Here is a 19,093-nt window from a genome sequence, read left to right on the forward strand (position 1 = left end):
GATGATAAAAGTGGATGAGCAGATCAGTTTCCCGCTTGCCAGAACCATCAACGTATTGGGAGGATTGACGTATGAGCTGTTCAACTCCATTCCGAAATCTGTTGAGCTGGCAGAACCGATTGACGGAAATGGCGCGGTGGAAGGGACGCTGCTGAATTCTTCCACCACATATAACCCGGGTGGTATTCCGGCAAAGTTCTATCATCTCAAATACCACAATGTAGGGTCGTTTCTGCAGGGACAGTTTACTGCATTTAAAAAATTTGCCATGACGGTAGGCGTGAGGTACGACAATAATTCAAGATTTGGATCAACTGTCAACCCTCGTGCCGGCCTCATTTATAATCACTCGGCTAAAACAACAATTAAAGCATTATATGGCACTGCCTACTGGGCGCCTTCTCCACAAACTTCCTTTGAACAGTATGGCAGTTTCTATTCGACTGACTCCGGAAGAACATACAGGTCTTCTTTTTGGTACCTTCCTAATCCCGGGTTAAAGCCTACCACTTCACAAACAGCCGAGATAAGTATCAACCATAAGGTCAACCAGTACCTGAACCTTACGCTTACCGGTTACTATACCCACATGAGAAATCTCATAACCAGCGTGCCGGATAACGGGAATACCCATTTATACAATAACCGTTATTTAGGATATCCTGTAGATTATATTGAGGTTCCTTTTAATGCAGGAACGCAGAAAAACTACGGGGGAAACCTTATCGTGAATAGTGCGTTCGCCATTGGCGCCTCGAAGTTTAAAGCGTGGACCTCTATAAGTTATGTGGATGGAACCGTAATGGAAAGTGGTCCTTCTTCAAAGATAATTGAAGTTCATTTGCCTTTCGTTGCTCCATGGCAGTTCAGGGCGGGAATAGACGGCCATTCGGGTGATTTCAATTATTCTGTAAGAGTGCTGCATTCCGGTAAGCAACGGTTAACAGGGTTTGCCGATGATGCGAACCCTCACGACAGGCAGTTGTTACCGGGTTTCACCCTTGTGAACGCATCGGCAGGATATACCTGGAAAGAACGGTTTACCTTTTTTGCAAAAGTACAGAATGCTCTCAACCAGCGCTACCGCAACCCGCTGGATGTAAATTTAAACGATAGCAATTCAATAACATTCCATGGAAGCCTGCAGGATCCGTTACGTGTAATGGCAGGTCTTACATTCAGTCTTCTATAATATCCGAACCAATGAAAAGTTTTTTTTCAAACGATATTTCCATTCGAAGAAAAATCAACCTCAGCTTTTCGCTTCTTGTGTTCCTCTTTGTGGTCAATGGCATCATTACCCTCATCACCTTGCAGAACACTAAAAAACTGGCCTATAATGTTTCTGAAATTATCGATCCTGCGCTGGTGGCGCTGAACGATCTGAATCAGATGCTGCTGGAATCAAAAATGTACACGACCAACTGGGTGTTCCTGCGCTCAAAACAGCAGGATAAAGACCTGTTGGTGAAACTGCACCGGTCCGATTACCAGGCACTGAAAGAGCGGCTCGACGGTTATTCGGCACGCTGGAAAGACAGCTATTTGAAGGATAGTCTACAGAAGGTTTATACAGGGTTTGAAGAATTGCTTCTAATTGAAAAAGCCATAATGGGTTCCTTACAAAAATTTGAGGATTATGATGACCTGGTGATCAGGCTGGAGGCTGAGCGGAAAATTGAGGATGAAGTGCTTCCGAAAACAGATGCCTTAATGCAATCACTTAGCAATATTATGGCTCATGCAAAAAAAATAAGACTTGAAGAACACCTTCTTCTTAAACGTTCTTCCAATGAATTAAGAGCGATCATCATTGTGCTCGCTATCAGCATTATCTGCATTGGCTTATTCCTGGCTATTTATATGACGAGGGTGATCATCGGTCCTATCAATAAAATAAAAGCTATCGTTAACGACCTTGGAAAAGGCATCATTCCCAGCTCGGCGCTGGAAACAAGAAAAGACGAGATCGGCGAAATGATACAGGCCGTTAATAATCTGTCAGAAAAAACCCTCGCCACTACACAGTTTGCACATGAAGTGGGTATCCGGAATTTCAATATTCCTTTTCAACCTCTCAGCGAGGAAGATGTACTGGGGAAAGCGCTTATCGTAATGCGCGATAATCTAAATGCAAGCGAAAAGGAAATAAAACAAAGCGCCATTGACCTTCATAAAAAAGACCAGTTGTTGCAGGCTGTAGCCGAAGCCACACATCAATTGATCAGTAATAACGATATCGAGGAAGCAATGGGAGAATCGATACGGTTGCTTGGAATAAAAATGAATATTGACATAGTCAACATTTTCAAAAGTTCCGGCGACCTGCAAAATGCCATGCTCTCAGATCAGTTAATGCGCTGGACAGCCCAAAATAATGAAATAGAATACAAAAGGCCGGAGTTCCAGCATATCAAATATATGAGCTATGCTTTTAAGAAATTATCCAACAACGAGATCTATTACAGTTTCATCGATGATATAGAAGACGGGCTATTCAAAGGAATGCATACCGATAAAGGGATAAAGTCCATGGCGGTCATTCCGGTTTTTGTACTGGGTGAATTCTGGGGATTTGTGAGCTTTTATGATTGCAGGATGAATCGCGAATGGACAGATACCGAATTTTCCATTCTTACATCATTCGCGGCTACGCTAGGTTCGGCTATTGAACGTAACCAGATGGAAACCCGGTTGATGGAATCAAAAGAAAAGGCGGAAGCGGCAAGCGTGGCCAAAAGCGAATTTATGGCCAATATGAGCCATGAACTGCGTACGCCAATGAATGGTATTATTGGGTTTAGTGAACTTGTGCTGACCACAGAGCTGAATAAAACACAACGCGAATACCTCGGCAATGTAAATAAGTCGGCCTATAATCTTCTTAATATTATTAATGATATCCTTGATTTCAGCAAGATCGAAGCTGGAAAATTACTGATCGACAACACTACTTTCCGCTTGAATGAAGTGATAGAGGAAACGGTAGACATGCTGGATATAAAAGCCCAGGAAAAAAATATAGAGCTCATTTGTCATATCGATCCGAAGTTACCTGCGCAGTTTTATGGCGACCCGGTAAGGATAAGACAGATATTGATCAACCTCGTTGGCAATGCCATCAAATTCACCAGCGAGGGAGAAGTGCTGGTTACCGTGAAGCAGGGGGTAACACATATGGTGCAAGGCAGAAAAATGCTGGGGCTAGCCATTTCGGTAAAAGATACCGGCATTGGCATTGCAAAAGATAAGGTCGATGCAATTTTTGAGAGCTTTACCCAGGCGGATTCTTCCACTACCCGCAAATTTGGGGGAACCGGTTTGGGTTTAACCATATCGAGGTGTCTTGCAGAACTTATGGCAGGTAGTTTATCTGTTGAAAGTGAACTTGGCGTAGGCAGTACGTTTACATTAAATTTAAGTTTACAGATCGTTGATGAAATGCCCAGTGTATCCTTAGCGTCGAAAGGACTGCTGCGCGAAGTGCTGGTTATTGACGATAATATTACCAATTGTGAACTGATGAAGGGCATTTTTGAATATCTTGATATTCCCTGCAAAATTTGTTTCAACGGGTCCGACGCCCTTTCGGTTATACAGAAGGCTATTGACAATAATCAGTTGTTTGATCTGATCATTACGGATCATCAAATGCCGGGTATGGATGGTATAACGTTAGTAGGGGAAATTAAAAAATTGCTAAGCGGTTCGGCTGAGCCATTTATCCTGATGCTTTCTTCACTGGAAAAGACAATGTTTCAGCAGGAAGCCGAAAAGATCGGAATCAATAAATTTCTTTCAAAACCTGTTAAATTGAACGAGCTGGTCAACCTGCTCTCTGATCTATTTGAAAAGTTACATTTTAAACAGAACCATAACGTTAATATTCCGCAACTTGCAAAGTTTGTAAACCATAAAGAGATTCTGGTAGCTGAGGATAATCCTATGAATATGGAACTGATCGCGCAGGTATTAACCAATATGCAATTGAAGGTAATAAGAGCCGAGACCGGCCAGGAAGCAATTCAATTATTGGAAAAGCATAATCCGTCGCTAATTTTTATGGACATTAATATGCCGGTACTTGACGGGTTTGAGACCACCTTACAAATCCGCCAGTTAAGCGGGCCCAAAAAAGACATTCCCATCATAGCCTTAACCGCCGATGCAATGAAGGAGGATAAGGAACGCTGCCTGCAGGTAGGGATGAATGATTTTGTGGTTAAGCCATTCCGGTTAAAAGAAATAGAGACTGTGTTGCAGCGGTATCTCGGAGAAATTTAGACGACTGAGAAAAGCCTGACAAACCAGCTGTTTCATTAGAATATATACTGGCCAATGAAATACTCAAAGAGATGAGTGTTTTACTATAATATAAAAAAGGCCTGCATTTTATGTGCAGGCCTTAATTATCACCAAAAAAATGTACCTATAATTGGAATCCAACCGAAATACTCAACACCCGATGTTTATTGTTGTTATCAGCTGAACTATTTGACCCGGATTGGAGTTTTGCCAGCCCATATCCATAATTAAGGGCAAACATACCTTTACCTAGTTGAAATCCAACTGTAGCATTCAATCCATAATCAAACCTCCTCATTACACCTAATCCTGCGCCTTCTTCATTGTTAAAAGTGGATGGATCATCATTGCTATACTGGATCTTCTCCTTGCTGCTGTATGAAACAGCTAAGTTTCTTCCTTCAATTTTTCTTTTACCACCAACGCCGATACCAACATATGGACCAGCCCCAACAAAGAAATTTGATTTCGAAGAGTCGAAAGGTATTTTTAATGTAACATTTAGCGGTACTTCAATATACAATGGATTGGCAGTAGCTTTATAATAGAAATTATCATTTGCATTACCACTTTGTATTTTAGAACCTTTACCGGTAAACAAGATACCGGGTTGAATAGCCAATATTTTAGCGACATTAATGTCGGCCATAAAGCCTACATGAAAGGAAGTTAACATAGCAGCGTCATCTACTTCGCCATCGTTATTATAGGACACATTAGCAAAATTTACACCGACTTTTAACCAGGCTGCATCCGTTTGGGCAATAGAAGGTGCACATACATAAGAAATAATAGTTAAAATAAGTAAGCGTTTTGAAAACATAATTGATTGCTTTTACAGGGTGATTATAAATAACAGAGGTTAGGCTAATTATTTTGAATAAGGTTTAATTGTTATGTGACAAATATAGTAATTGAATAAAATATAAACCAGATATTATGCCTTTAACTTACTACTCCTTTACCAATTGCCAGGGAAACACGATATCGAACTGGGAGCCCTCACCCGGCGTTGAACGAACCTGAAGGGTTATACCATGATAATCAGCTATGCTTTTCACAATAGACAAACCCAGACCATGGCTTTCTTCAGTACTGTGAGCCGATTTTCTGAATCGTTCGAATATGGACGCAATTTCATTTACAGGTATGCCAATACCCGTATCCGAAATCGTGATTAGGTATTTTCCTCCCAAAATGTAACTATCCGATATAGTGATCCGGCCATTGTCTTTGTTATACCGGATTGCATTATTGATAATGTTGTAAAATAGCTGGAACAGCAAATCCCGGTTCACCTGGCTTAACTGCATGCTTGAAGAAAGGGCTAATGATAGTGACAGGCCTTTTCCCTCCAGCCGGTGATGTAGCTCTTCAATCACATCATTTAAAAGTTCCCTTATCTTTACAATATCCTTTTTTGTATACTGATCGTTTTCAATCCTGGAGATCAGCAACAACGACCTGACGATCTGCTTTAACCGATTCAATGTTTTCATCATGCCCTCTACCCTTAGGAAGGCTTCATCTTCAAGTTTCCCCTCTGACAATAGATTCTCCATCCTGTTTTGAAGAATGGTAATGGGAGTCATTAATTCATGGGAGGCGTTAGAGGTAAACTCCCTTTCTTTTTCAAAATCTCTGTGGATTTTCTCCATAAGGGTGGTCAGCGACTGGTCCAGGTACTGAAAATCGGATGTTGAAGTTTTCACTAAACTCATCTTTTCGGTAAAAGGAAATTGTGTATTGACGAGTTTTGATCGAATTATAACACCAAGCGGCTTCAGTAGAAAACGGGTATAAATCAAATCTGCCAGAATTGTAATAATCACAAGGGCAATTAGCACGGAAAGAGCTATCTTTTGTAATGGGCGACTAAAACGGTTGATCACAGACTCCTGTTTGCCTATCTCCAGAATATAGGGTTTGCCCTGATAGGTGATGGTATGTGTCAAAACCCGGTAATTAAGGGTATCGCCCTCTACAATACGCATGGCTGTTTCAATGGTATCGGCAGGCAAGGCTGATGGTCTGGTGCCTGGTTCCAGCGAAATATATTCTTCCTTTAATAAAGTATAACTGCCATAGCTGTCTTCTCCCTGAAGGTAAAAGTCAATACCCCTTTGCGCCACTTCCCGCACTACTTTTTTTTGTTGTTCTCTCAATGAATTATCCGTAAAGCGGGCAGCCGCTTCATGTACCAATTTGGGCAATAATCCTACAAACAGCAGGACAATAACCAATTTGGAGAGGGTAATGAAAAGCGTAAGTTTGTTTATTAGTTTCAATCGACAGCCTTTATTTTGTATCCGATACCCCGGATAGTTTGCAACCATTCTGCCGATGCAAAAGCAGATAGCTTTTTACGGATGTTTTTTATATGAACGTCGATATAATTTGAGTCATAATCATCATCTGAAAAACTACCCCAGATATGTTCGCTAAGCTGTAGCCGGGTTAATGGCCGGTTCTTATGAAGCACGAGATAGTGCAATAAATCAAACTCCTTTTTAGATAAAGGTACTTCCTCTTTCCCAAACATTATCCGACGGTGACGCATATCAAAGAGAAACTCTCCAAGCTCCATCACTGAATCCTTCCATCCTGATTTGCGCCTTGTAATGGCCTGGATGCGAGACAACAATTCCAAAAGAGAAAATGGCTTGGGAAGATAGTCGTCAGCTCCCAAATCCAGGCCTTTGATCCTATCTTCCAGATCACCCCTTGCTGTAAGAATAATATAAGATGCCTCGGGACAACACTTTTTCGCTTGCTGCAACACTTCTAAGCCATCCTTATCCGGCAAGCCCAGGTCCAACAGAATAAAATCATACGCACTTTCTTCCATTTGCTTCAATCCCTGACGGGCTGTAAAAGCAAGGTCACATAAATAAGATGCATTTTTAAGAAATGCCTCCATTTCCAATGCCATCGATCTTTCATCTTCTACAATCAGGACTCTCATAATATTGTTTTGAAAGGAGTTGATGCTATTCGGTTAAAATTGATAATATAAGGTGATGTTGAAAAATGAATTGGCGTCTCCGGCACCTGTTTGCGCTTCTTTACTTAATACAGATAGTTGATAAGACAGTTCGATCAGATAGCTGCTTCTATAATAAGATAAGGGCAGTTTAAAGCTATAAGATAAGAGATCGAAACTGGTAGCTTCTTTTGTAGTAGTGGCAGGAGTTGATCTGCCTCCACCAAGGATAGGTGTGATCAAATCCAGCAGGCTGTCCCTGATCTTTTTGTTTTCAATATATGTTGTATAAAACCGCTGTGTTCCGCCAACAATTTCGATTGACGGAGCTATTGATATACCGTCCTTTTTACTGAATAAGTTTCCCAACTCAATATCTTTACTGGTAGTAAACGTAGCAAATATATCGTCCTGCTTACCAAAGGCGTAATCTACGCTTATCCCATTGGTCAGAAAATAATTGAAGTTAAGTAATACGCTGGCCGTGTTGCTGTTAGCTGCTTGCAGAAAGGGAGAATAGGCCGGGTAAAAGGTGTGGCTGTAACTAACGTCTGCAACCCATTTTGATCCCATTTTGATGTTATACCCGATACCGAGGCTGGAAGCAGAAGCGAGTTTGGCCGAATCTTTCAGCAGCCGGAAAGCCGATCCGGTAAAATAAAGACCAGATTTAAGCCGGTAAGAGGCAACGGCTGCTATGTAAGATGTTTTCTCCTCAGACTTTTGTCCATAATAGCTAGCATTATTGGCATAACTGATTCCAAATGTGAGGGTGTTGCGGGGTTTTGCTATAATAGTATCTTTTGCATCGGTAACCTGTGACGTATCTTTTTGGGCTTGTGCAAACAGATTAAGTCCTGCCAGCAAAAGGCTAAACAATATTTTTTTCATACACAAATTCTTAAGGAATTAATCCTGTAACCCGCCGGATCTGCGGTTTTACAATTATGGGTTTTACCGGCACTTTTACACCAACAGGGGGAACAGCTACTGGTTTTACCTGCTTGCGGGATTTAGGCACCTTCTTCACCTCTTCCCTGACCGGTGCGGAAACAGGCTGATTTTTTTCCGTTTCAGAAGGCGGCTGTTGTACCGGTGCCGGGATCGTATCTGTCATCAGGCGCGCATAAGGTAAGATGCCGGCTTTCCCCTTCATTGGAATTGAGAAAAGAACCAGCAGTATCCCAGCTGCCGCATATTGTAGTATCGGCTTTCTATGATTCATCAAGGGGCAAATTTATTAAAAAAGGGAAACTTCTATGTTATAGGAAGTATAGAAGTCCCCTTTGTAACCATCAAGCTTTACCGGAGATTTAAACCAGTAGCACTGGTTACCCGAGTATTTACTCCAATGGAGGAAGGCTTTACCTTGACTTCCTGGCCGGAAGCAGCGTCCACTTTTACTTTTTTCCCTGCTTTTATCGAAGCATTGGTTTCACCTTTGCCGGAAACATCTTTATTAACCGCTTTGACAGTATTGTCAGCCTCAGCTTTTACATTTTTTTTCGTTTCGACCGTAGCGTTTACAACAGCTTCTCCTTCCTTTCTGATATTGGACTTGGCAGCCTGCACTGCTTCAGTCTTTACTTCACTGGAAGTTGTTATCTCCGCAGCAGCACGTTTTTGGGTGTTTATCGAAGCATTTGACTTACCATTTACAGAGGCCTCTTGCAGAGCTGTTCCTGTAGCAGAGGCCGTTTCTGTCTGAAGCTTATCCTTTTTATCAGCAACAGCAGATATTGTCGCTGTACCTTCTTTTTTTGCACGAGCCTTATTTTGCTTCACAACATCCGTTTTTACCTGTGCATTTGCCGAAGCATCGGCAGAAACATTACCGTTTGATTGCACTGTTTCCCCAGCCTTATTTATATCGGCTTTGTTAGTGGCGTTAGCAGATTGTGCTGACTTTACCGACGTGTTCGTTTGTGCATTAACTGTTCCTGCAATCAGAATGGCAATAGCCATAAAAAAATGTGGTTTCATAAAGTTGAATTGTGTTATTAAAAATAATTACAAAGCAAACTTAATCGCCGAACATGAAGAGAAAATGAAAAAAAAATAATATGTTATTTTTATAGAATTAATGATTTCTTTTTCAGTAGTTTATAATTAAAAAAAACTTCTGGTTATTGAACCCGATGCGTTATAATATACCAACAATTGATACAACTTCTGATGCACCCTGGGTGCTTAAATTTTCGGATAAGATCACTTATATGGGGAAAACGTGGAGTGTTTATTTTCACTGACCGTTTCAAGTGGTAGTGTCCGTTGCAATGCTAATGCATGAATAAAATCTATTCGTTTTGCCCCGATATATACAATAAAATAATTGATATATATGCCTCCCTGGAAGTTGCATAATAATTCATTTGTATGTATGTTTGGGCCAGGATATTTAGGTTTAATGGTTAATGGTATCACAATTAAGGCCTCTTACTTCTACGGGAGGGGCCTTTTTTTTATTCCTGGACTATTCTTAGGTCAATCTAACTGTATCTCTTTTGGAAGTTCAATCATTCAAGCCTTGACACCTATAGAAAATTACAGATTAGTAGAAAATCCTCATTACATCACATCGTATTTAGTTGTCTTACAGGATATTACAAATGCAGATAATTTGATTTGCATGATGGCACTTACCGCGCGTTCGGCATCCAGCACCATAAGGCTACACTTTTGTAATGAATCGGAGTGAAAAGATGAAAACGCACCTGGCATGTTTTTTATATGTTTATCAGTTTTTCACATTACTCAATTATTCTTAGATGAATAAGTCAGCAGGGACGCTTGTCCAATTTGACAAATACAAAATACAGGGTCTCCAAGCTTTAAGTACTATGAACTTAAATTATATTGAGTGTTTATGAAGGCTCCTATTACTGTAGGCACTCCTACACACACGCCAGACTATTTATCCAGTGGTAGCGTAATGGGACAGCGCGTCAAGGAATTCGACTGGTCGCGCACCCCTATTGGTGCGGTTAACAGCTGGCCGCAAAGCCTGCGATCAGCGTTAAGTATTTGTTTGAATTCTAATTTCCCTATTGCGATTTATTGGGGCCGGGAACTAACGCTTATTTATAATGATGCATGGAGTTCCATCCCTGGAAACAAACATCCCTGGGCGTTGGGCCGTGCAGCCAGAGAAGTGTGGCCGGATATCTGGAACGACATTGAGCCACAGTTTGATAAAGCTTTTTCTGGTTATCCTGGTGGCAGTAAAGACGCCCTGTTACCCATGCAGCGCCATGGCTACACTGAAGAATGTTATTTCGATTTTACCTTTACACCAGTATACGGTGAAAACGGGAAGGTAGATGGTGTATTTAATGCAGTTATTGAAACTACCTACCGCGTGATCAATGAAAGAAGAACTGCTTTTTTAAAAAATTTCATACTGCATATAGCCGCTGCCCAAACTGTTGTCGAGGTAGAAGATCTGGCCATTCAGCTTCTTAAAGCCGGTTCGGCTGATATTCTTTTTGCGCTGCTATACAATTGTCAAAATGAGCACTTTTTACTTAATGGTACTACTTTTCACAATGAATCGATTGAAATTTGTGACCCGCACAACTGGCCTTTGGACCAAATCGTCGAAAGCGGCCAACCCTTACATATAAACGATCTGAAGGTATACTTTACGGCTGTTCCGAAAGGCTATTGGGAGGAAGAACCTACTGAAGCCTTTATCGTACCGATTAAAAGTGGCACACGACCATTAAAAAGCGTACTCGTTTGTGGCATCAGCGCGCGAAGAAAGTTTGACGGTGATTACCGGGTTTTCATTGAATCGATCGTTGCGGCTATTGTGACCGCTTTAAACAATATTTATTCCCTAGAGGAAGAGCGGCAAAAAGCCGCTTCGCTTGCCGTTCTGGATAAAGCAAAGACAACGTTCTTTTCCAACATCAGCCATGAGTTCAGAACACCGCTCACACTTTTGCTTGGCCCAATTGAAGATGCAATGAACGATCCGTCGACTACAACTCAGAACAAAGCAAGAATGGATGTAGCTTATCGCAACGCTCTTCGCATGCAAAAGCTTGTTAACACCTTGCTCCAGTTTTCACGATTGGAAGCGGGAAGGGTACAGGCGCGGTTTTCCAGGGTTGATATTTGCAGCCTTACCAGGGAGCAGGCCGGCAGCTTCCGGTCCGCAATTGAAAAGGCTGGAATGCAGTTGGTACTAACATGTAGTGAAATCTGGCAGGAGGTGTATGTAGATGTGGAGATGTGGGAAAAAATTGTTATGAACCTTGTTTCCAATGCCTTTAAATATAGTAAACAGGGATGCATAACGGTAAGCATTACGGGGGCTGATCATTCGGTGAGACTTTCCGTTTCAGATACGGGTATCGGCATACCTGCTGATCAATTGCAGAAGATATTTGATCGCTTTCACCGTGTTGACAACGTCGAAGGCCGAAGTCAGGAAGGGGCCGGTATTGGTTTAGCCATGGTAAAGGAGCTTGTTCACTTACACAATGGAACTATTACTGTAGAGAGTCAGCCTGGCAAGGGATCCACTTTTACCGTAACTATTCCAGGCGGAAAAGAGCATTTGCCCGCCGATAAAATAGATGATACTGTCGCACCGATTTCTGTATCTCACCAGGCAGATGCCTATATACAAGAGGCAATGAAGTGGTTGCCGGAAGACGATCAGAAGAACAACGAGTTGCATGATATCATGTTGGACGAAGGTTTTCAAACGTATGCTTCCTCTACCACGAATACCAGGGTGTTAATTGCCGACGATAATGCTGACATGGGGGAATACCTGCAACGATTGCTGCGGAACTACTATGAGGTACTAACGGCAACTGATGGAGAAGATGCATTCATCAAAGCGCTCAAGTACAAGCCCCAGCTGATAATTTCGGATATAATGATGCCCAGGTTAGATGGCTTTCGCTTATTAAATTACATTCGTGCACATGCTGTCACCAAAAATACGCCGGTCATTTTTTTGTCTGCCCGGGCAGGTGAAGAAGCAAAAGTAGAGGGGCTGGATGCAGGCGCCGATGATTACCTGGTTAAACCATTTTCTTCAAAAGAGTTGCTGGCGCGGGTGGAAGCAAACATAAGATTGGCCAAAAATCGCCAGGCTGCTGAGAATAACCTGCGAAGTGTGATTATGCAATCGCCCGTGGCTACCACGCTGTTACGCGGCCCCTCCTTCATTATAGACATTGTCAACGAAAAGGGACTGGAGGTATGGGGAAGGAGATACCATGAAGTTATCAACTTGCCCATAGCGCAGGCTTTGCCGGAAGTGGAGCAACAGGGTTTTGTAAAACTATTGGAGCAGGTATATAACACAGGCGTACCTTTTAACGGTGACGAAGTTCCTGTTGATCTCGTGCGCTTCGGACGTCCTGAAACCATATACCTGAATTTCATTTATACTCCTGTGCGGGATGAAGAAAACCGGGTATATGGGGTGCTTGGTATTGGGGTAGACGTTACTGCGCAGGTAATAGCCAGAAAAAAGATAGAATTAAGTGAAAGCAAGTTGAAAGAAATGGCCAATGCAATGCCTCAGTTGGTTTGGGTGACCAATAGTGAAGGGCAGGTTACCTATTTCAACGATAGACTGTCGGAATATGGAGGCGTACAAAAGTTAGCCGATGGCAACTGGTTTTGGCAAGGCCTGGTCCACGATGATGATCTGGTAAGAGCGCAACAAATATGGGAAAGAGCGGTAGCTGCAGGGGATGCTTTCCAGTTCGAGCACCGCATTCAAATGAAAGACGGTAATTATATGTGGCATTTAACCCGCGGGGTTCCTCATAAGGACCGGGAACATGGAACTGTTCAGTGGTTCGGCACAACAACCAATGTGCACATAACAAAAGAACAAGCCTCCTTACTTGAACAACAAGTGCAGGCAAGAACACAAGAGCTTAAAGAACTAAATCTTTCTTTGCAAAAATCCAATCAGGAGTTGCAACAGTTTGCTCATGTTACCAGCCACGACCTAAAAGAACCGTTAAGAAAGATCAAAACGTTTTTGGGTAGAATTATCGATGACGACCGTACTTATCTCTCCGATATCTCTAAAGTTTACGCAGCAAAAGTTAAGGCTGCTGCCGACCGGATGAAAGCGATGATTGAGGGCGTACTCAATTATTCAACCATTGAAGCGGAACAGCAAGAACTTGAGCCCGTTGATCTCACAGAAGTGATACAACAAATAGAGGCAGATCTTGAGTTGGAAATTTCCCGGAAATCGGCGACACTGGAATACGAGCGCCTACCGATTGTTGAAGGCGCTTCTGTTTTGTTTTATCAGTTTTTTTACAACCTCCTTAACAACTCGCTGAAATTTTCACAACCGGATGTTCTGCTGCATATTGTTATCAATCATACCCTCGTTAAAAAAGACGGTGGTGAATGGGCGGAAATAACAGTAAGGGATAACGGGATCGGTTTTGAACAGCAGTTTTCAGAAAAGATATTTGAAACATTCTCCCGGTTAAATTCGAAAGACCGGTTTGAAGGAACAGGATTAGGACTGTCGTTGTGCAAGCGGATTATCGAGCGTTACGGTGGAACGGTAAAGGCCACGGGCGAGCCGGGGAAAGGCGCCCGATTTTTAATAACCTTACCTTTACATCAAACCAAAGCCAGTCATTAGGAGTATGAAAATTATATTGATAGACGATGATATGGATGACGGTCTCATTTTCGAAGATGTATTGCAGAAAATTGCCCCCTCTGCAGTGTTCAAGCAGTTTATTGACCCCAGGGAGAGTTTGAAAAGACTTTTGGAACCAGGCGAAAATTTACCTGATATGATATTTCTGGACATTAATATGCCTATTATAAGCGGGTGGGATTGTTTGGTGAAATTTAAAAAGACGCCCCATCTACAGCAAATACCGGTTTTTATGTATAGTACATCTTCGAGGATTCGGGAAAAAGAATTAGCGCGTGAATTGGGCGCAGCCGGCTTTATAACCAAACCGGATGATTTCGTTTCATTAAAAGATCTACTGGTAAATATCATTAATAATAACCTATCACGGTAGCTAACGACAGGGGGAAATAACATAGAGAGATTACAAAGTGCACCGGAAGTCTAATAAAGTATAAACGTATACGAAATTTGGATAAGATCGAGAAAATGTCTTTAGGAGCCTTTACCAATGGACTAAGTGATGTATTGCAATTGATTACAGAGGGTAAATCAGTAATGATTGTGCTGGACCGCCTGCTAAAATGGGTGGAAGCCCAATCAGACGGAGGATTGATCGCCTCCATTTTATCTACAGACGAGGCCGGGCAACATCTCTACCATCTTGCCGGCAGTCAACTGCCCAAAGACTATATTGAAGCCATTAATGGTTTGAAAATAGGGCCCAATATGGGCTCGTGCGGCACCGCGGCATATTTAAGAAAGCCAGTTATCGTAGACAATATTGAAGCGAGCGTTTTATGGAAAGATTACAAGCACTATGCACTGAAACATAATTTACATTCATGCTGGTCGACCCCGCTGATTAATAACGAAGGCAGGCTGAGGGGCACTTTTGCTATTTACTATCAAGTGCCGCGGCAGCCAACAGAGGCTGACAAACAGCTGATCGGCCTTGCGGCACATACCGCTCTAATTGCTATCGAACACGATCATGCAGAGCGCGAAAGACGTCAAACAGCTGAAAAGGAAAAGCATATGATTGACCCCCCCGGCAAAAGTGAGGAACGTTTTCAAAATCTTGTTCGTGAAGCCAGGGTGGGAATAGTGGTGCTGTTGGGCGAAGAAATGATTGTAGATGTGGTGAACGAAATGTATGGCAAACTGATTAACCGGACACCCGAACAACTGTTGAACAAACCACTCTTCAGTGTAATACCACAAGCCGAGGCTACTTTCAAACCCCTGCTCAATAATGTACTGCGAACAGGCAAGCCGCTTCACTTGTACGATCAGCCGTATTATGTGGTGGTAGAGGGAAAAGAGATCAGTGGTTATTTAAACGTTATTTATCAGCCTTATAGGTTAGCAGATGGCACTATCAGCGGTGTTATGGCACTTGTGCAGGACGTAACGGAAGTGATTCTGTCACGGAAAAAACTTGAGCAAAGCGAAGAACAGTTTAGAAGCCTCTTGACACTGGCGCCCGTAGCCATTGCCGTTTTCAAGGGAAAGGAGTTGATTGGGGAAATAGCAAATGATACTTACCTGCAAGTTGTCGACCGCTCAAGAACTGAATTTATAGGAAAACCGCTGCTTGAAGCGTTGGCAGAAGGAAGGGACGCCATTGAGCCGCTGGTTGAAAAATTATTTGAGACGGGAGAACCCGTTCTTGTAAACGAATACCCGGTCAGGCTTAAGAAAAAAAGCGGAGAAGTGGAATGCCTTTTTAACGCTATCTGGCAACCTTTGTTTAATGCGAACGGCAGCGTTGACGGATTTATTGCCGTTGCGCATGATGTTACCCAACTGGTAGAAGCGAGGCGCAAAGTGGAGGAAAGCGAACAGCAGGTTCGATCCCTGGTCGAAAGCGCACCATTCCCGATCGGCGTTTATGTAGGGCGTGACATGCGCATCCAGTTTGCTAACCAGTCCATCAAAAATGTTTGGGGAAAAGGCAACGAGGTGGAGGGGAAATTGTACTCTGAAGTCTTGCCGGAACTGGCGGACCAAAACATTTACGCACAACTTGACAGAGTTTATACTACCGGCATCCCCTTTCACGCCAGGCATCAGCGTGTTGATTTGGTGGTTAATGGCGTTTTACAACCCTTTTATTTCAACTACAGCTTTACGCCGCTGTACAATGCAAAGGGCCAGGTGTATGGCGTCATGAATACGGCTGCTGAAGTAACAGAGCTTGTAAGTGCCTATAAGGAATTAGAAGAGAGTGAGGCAAGAGCACGGCTGGCTATAGAAGCATCGGATCAGGGAACATTTGATGTGGACCTGAAAACGAATAAACAAAAGGTATCAAAAAGATTAGCAGAAATTTTTAATGTGGAAGCGGATGCTGAACGCCACCGCTTTATTTCAGCTATCCATCCGGATGATCTGGTGCTGCGGGAAAGTGCCTACAAAAAAGCTTTGCAGACTAGTATCCTGGATTATGATGCAAGGGTAATAAAAAAGAATGGCAACGTGATCTGGGTACGGATAAAAGGAAAAATTTATTTCAACGAAAACAACGAGCCTAAACGATTGGTGGGCATTGCGCAGGACATTACCGAGCAAAAACACTTTGCCAATGCTCTTTCCGAAAAAGTACAGGAACGAACAGCAGAATTGGAAAGTGCCAATAAACAGTTACAGGTGGTGAATCAGGAGCTACAACAGTTTGCCTATGTTTGCTCGCACGACCTACAAGAACCACTGCGCAAAATCAGGATTTTCAGTGACGGGCTTACCAAAAGCGTAGAAGGAAACAGTGAAGCAGCCAGGCACCTTCAAAAAATTCACGCCTCCGCTGATCGGATGTCGGGGCTTATTCAAAGTTTGTTGGAGTATTCACGGATAACGAACGCTTCGTTCCGATTTGAACAACTTGACCTGAATAATTTGCTTACATCTATTTTGACGGATTATGAACTGCTCATTGAACAGAAAAAAGCAACAATTGAAATCGATCCCCTGCCTACAATTGAGGCCATGCCCCTGCAGATGAACCAGCTTTTCTTCAACTTAATCGGCAATTCTCTAAAGTTTACTAAAAGAGGGGTTGCGCCTTATATAAAAATAAAAGCAGAACCCTTGCCGGAAGAAGGCAAACAGCAGTGGTCGGAATTAACAGAGAGTGCAACCTACACCATGATCACGGTGCAGGACAATGGAATTGGTTTTGACCCCGGTTTTGCCTCCAAAATCTTTACCGTGTTCCAGCGGCTCAACGACCGCAGCAGCTATGGTGGCTATGGCATTGGGCTTGCGCTTTGCAAAAAAGTCGTTCAATTACATGGCGGCATTATTTTCGCTGATGCCGCATTGAACAAGGGTGCTACATTTACAGTGATTCTACCACTAAAACATTAAATCATTAAATTGATCTAATAAATATACCATTATGACAACGCTACAAAAACCCGCCAACGAAGAAAAACGGATTGAAGAATTAAAGCGATACAACATCCTGGATACTCCCCCGGACGGCAGTTTCGACCGCATTACCCGGTTGGCCGCCATACTGTTTGATGTGCCCATTGCTATTATAAGCCTTGTGGACACAGACCGTATATGGTTTAAGTCGGCGTATGGCCTTTCGGTAAATCAGATCAATCGGGATCCAGGGCTCTGCGCCTCGGCTATTTTGTCGGATGATGTGTATGTAATAGACAACGCCGCTACCGACCCAAGAACACTGGCCAATCCACTGGTGGCTGGCGAGTTCGGACTTCGTTTTTATGCGGCAGCCCCTTTGCAAACAGAACGTCAATGTAACCTGGGAACGCTTTGCATCATTGATAAAACACCCAGAATCCTGACAGAGAAGGAACAGAAAATCTTAAAAGAGCTTTCAGAAATAGTGATGGACGAAATGGAGTTGCGCCTGGCCCTGCGCAACACAGTCATAAACGTGAAAAAATTGACATTAGACATACGTGACCACCTCGATGATGCCATACAGGAAGTGGAAAAAACTGGTGATGCTAAGCAAAAAGAAAAAATGCTGGATTACCTGGACGCTTCCAAAACATTTTTAAATCATGTGGAGCAACAGTTAAGCCTGATGTAGGCGCCGATGTTTGAACAAAAAAACTACCCCACATTATGAGCGCATGTAAGATCCTGATGATTGATGATGACGAAGATGATATAGAAATTCTGGCAAATGCTTTTTTACAAGCCGGGTTGAATGGGGTGCATCATGTAAAAACAGCAATGCAGGCATTTATGTATCTGGAATCGGTAAAGCATGAATGCCTGCCAAAACTCATCGTCACTGATAATCTTTTACCTGGCATTTCTGGTAAAGAATTTTTAACGGGCTTAAAGGGAATGGAAAAGTATAAGCACACTCCTGTTGTTGTACTATCCACCTCAAAAATAGATGATGAGATCGCGGAATACCGAAAAATCGGCATACTGGATTATGTGGTAAAACCATCGAGCTATGATGAATATGTACAAGTGGCAGAAAATATAAGGACAAAAGTGCTGTTGTGAATGTTCTACACCTCGCCAGGTTTGCCTACAAAAAATGCAGTTTCAATGATCAATAAGCAATGTATCTGTCACAACCCGATTCCACTGGTTAGCTTTGAACTATTTACTATGCAAAGTCTACTACCTATTACAATGCCTTCCTTTAGTAACAGTGATCCTAGCGGTTATTGATAATGGAGTCGACAGGGAAGACAAACTTTTGTAATTTCTCTTTGTTGCGTAGATTCAATGTAGACTCAATCTTTGTGAAGTGAGGAGTACAGTCAATCTTCCAAATAAAAGCAAATGTATCAGAAGCCCAATAAATTTTGAGAGTACCGTCTCCATTCTTTATAAAATTCAATATCTTAATGATTCATTTATCATAAAACTAATGTCATACTTATAAAAGATTAGCATAAATATGTGGTTCCAGATTATAAAAACAATACTCGTTTTCTAAGGGAAAAGTAGTTTGAATTGGATCTTTTACTTCAATTGCAACTGGTTTGCTTATTTGTATATCAAACATGCTTTATATAATCAACTTGATTTGGGTTACTAAACATATGCGTAAACTGTTGAATTTCCAATAAATCCTTTATCCGTAGGTTCGAAATATGTCCAGTTGTCCCGACTAGAATTTACGAGGGCCTTCAAGTCATTGGATTTGAAGGCCCTTT

Annotated in this window: 13 protein-coding genes; 7 read left to right on the forward strand and 6 right to left on the reverse strand. The window is 42.3% G+C overall.

Annotated features, from left to right (window positions below; translation table 11 throughout):
- Both A4R26_RS30860 and A4R26_RS30865 read left to right on the forward strand, forming a co-directional pair.
- The coding region (locus tag A4R26_RS30860) for a TonB-dependent receptor domain-containing protein (protein ID WP_081170441.1) at positions 1–1,192 on the forward strand (1,192 nt) is incomplete at its 5' end.
- A gap of 11 nt (positions 1,193–1,203) precedes the next feature.
- Positions 1,204–4,284, forward strand: coding sequence for a response regulator (locus A4R26_RS30865; RefSeq protein WP_081170443.1), 3,081 nt, complete (start codon positions 1,204–1,206; stop codon positions 4,282–4,284).
- A gap of 145 nt (positions 4,285–4,429) precedes the next feature.
- Here the strand turns inward: A4R26_RS30865 and A4R26_RS30870 are convergent, their stop codons facing one another.
- The 6 genes from A4R26_RS30870 to A4R26_RS30895 all read right to left on the reverse strand — a co-directional run bounded on the left by A4R26_RS30870 (position 4,430) and on the right by A4R26_RS30895 (position 9,271).
- Positions 4,430–5,128: a porin family protein gene (locus A4R26_RS30870; protein WP_081170445.1), complete on the reverse strand. Its 699-nt coding sequence runs from the start codon at positions 5,126–5,128 to the stop codon at positions 4,430–4,432.
- 130 nt (positions 5,129–5,258) lie between these two features.
- The gene (locus A4R26_RS30875) at positions 5,259–6,593 is read right to left on the reverse strand and encodes a sensor histidine kinase (protein WP_081170447.1); all 1,335 of its coding nucleotides are present in this window, start codon (positions 6,591–6,593) and stop codon (positions 5,259–5,261) included.
- Positions 6,590–7,270, reverse strand: a complete 681-nt coding sequence (locus A4R26_RS30880; protein WP_081170449.1) for a response regulator transcription factor — start codon at positions 7,268–7,270, stop codon at positions 6,590–6,592. Before A4R26_RS30880 ends, A4R26_RS30875 begins: the two co-directional genes overlap by 4 nt.
- A 33-nt stretch (positions 7,271–7,303) precedes the next feature.
- Positions 7,304–8,179 carry a hypothetical protein gene (locus tag A4R26_RS30885; protein ID WP_081170451.1) on the reverse strand — a complete coding sequence of 292 codons (876 nt, stop codon included), beginning with the start codon at positions 8,177–8,179 and terminating at the stop codon, positions 7,304–7,306.
- A gap of 10 nt (positions 8,180–8,189) precedes the next feature.
- Positions 8,190–8,444: a hypothetical protein gene (locus A4R26_RS30890; RefSeq protein WP_081170453.1), complete on the reverse strand. Its 255-nt coding sequence runs from the start codon at positions 8,442–8,444 to the stop codon at positions 8,190–8,192.
- Positions 8,445–8,590: 146 nt separating this feature from the next.
- A complete protein-coding gene (locus tag A4R26_RS30895) occupies positions 8,591–9,271 on the reverse strand; it encodes a hypothetical protein (protein WP_133054834.1) in 681 nt (226 codons plus the stop codon).
- A gap of 883 nt (positions 9,272–10,154) precedes the next feature.
- Here A4R26_RS30895 and A4R26_RS30900 point away from each other — a divergent pair.
- The 5 genes from A4R26_RS30900 to A4R26_RS30920 all read left to right on the forward strand — a co-directional run bounded on the left by A4R26_RS30900 (position 10,155) and on the right by A4R26_RS30920 (position 18,431).
- A complete protein-coding gene (locus tag A4R26_RS30900) occupies positions 10,155–13,931 on the forward strand; it encodes an ATP-binding protein (RefSeq protein WP_081170457.1) in 3,777 nt (1,258 codons plus the stop codon).
- Between the two features lie 4 nt (positions 13,932–13,935).
- Positions 13,936–14,325 (forward strand): response regulator, encoded by a 390-nt coding sequence (locus A4R26_RS30905; RefSeq protein ID WP_081170459.1) that lies wholly within the window; start codon positions 13,936–13,938, stop codon positions 14,323–14,325.
- 77 nt (positions 14,326–14,402) lie between these two features.
- Positions 14,403–17,300 (forward strand): PAS domain S-box protein, encoded by a 2,898-nt coding sequence (locus A4R26_RS30910; RefSeq protein ID WP_133054835.1) that lies wholly within the window; start codon positions 14,403–14,405, stop codon positions 17,298–17,300.
- 31 nt (positions 17,301–17,331) lie between these two features.
- A complete protein-coding gene (locus tag A4R26_RS30915; protein WP_081170463.1) occupies positions 17,332–18,000 on the forward strand; it encodes a GAF domain-containing protein in 669 nt (222 codons plus the stop codon).
- Between the two features lie 35 nt (positions 18,001–18,035).
- The gene (locus tag A4R26_RS30920) at positions 18,036–18,431 is read left to right on the forward strand and encodes a response regulator (RefSeq protein WP_081170465.1); all 396 of its coding nucleotides are present in this window, start codon (positions 18,036–18,038) and stop codon (positions 18,429–18,431) included.
- Positions 18,432–19,093: the final 662 nt, after the last annotated feature.

The organism is Niastella populi (genome assembly GCF_002078015.1).
Lineage (GTDB): Bacteria > Bacteroidota > Bacteroidia > Chitinophagales > Chitinophagaceae > Niastella > Niastella populi.

Bases quoted from the DNA above. Each gene is read 5' to 3' on its own strand.
- A4R26_RS30865 (WP_081170443.1), top strand. From the start codon at position 1,204: ATGAAAAGTTTTTTTTCAAACGATATTTCCATTCGAAGAAAAATCAAC.
- A4R26_RS30870 (WP_081170445.1), bottom strand. From the start codon at position 5,128: ATGTTTTCAAAACGCTTACTTATTTTAACTATTATTTCTTATGTATGT.
- A4R26_RS30880 (WP_081170449.1), bottom strand. From the start codon at position 7,270: ATGAGAGTCCTGATTGTAGAAGATGAAAGATCGATGGCATTGGAAATG.
- A4R26_RS30885 (WP_081170451.1), bottom strand. From the start codon at position 8,179: ATGAAAAAAATATTGTTTAGCCTTTTGCTGGCAGGACTTAATCTGTTT.
- A4R26_RS30890 (WP_081170453.1), bottom strand. From the start codon at position 8,444: ATGAAGGGGAAAGCCGGCATCTTACCTTATGCGCGCCTGATGACAGAT.
- A4R26_RS30895 (WP_133054834.1), bottom strand. From the start codon at position 9,271: ATGAAACCACATTTTTTTATGGCTATTGCCATTCTGATTGCAGGAACA.
- A4R26_RS30900 (WP_081170457.1), top strand. From the start codon at position 10,155: ATGAAGGCTCCTATTACTGTAGGCACTCCTACACACACGCCAGACTAT.
- A4R26_RS30905 (WP_081170459.1), top strand. From the start codon at position 13,936: ATGAAAATTATATTGATAGACGATGATATGGATGACGGTCTCATTTTC.
- A4R26_RS30915 (WP_081170463.1), top strand. From the start codon at position 17,332: ATGACAACGCTACAAAAACCCGCCAACGAAGAAAAACGGATTGAAGAA.
- A4R26_RS30920 (WP_081170465.1), top strand. From the start codon at position 18,036: ATGAGCGCATGTAAGATCCTGATGATTGATGATGACGAAGATGATATA.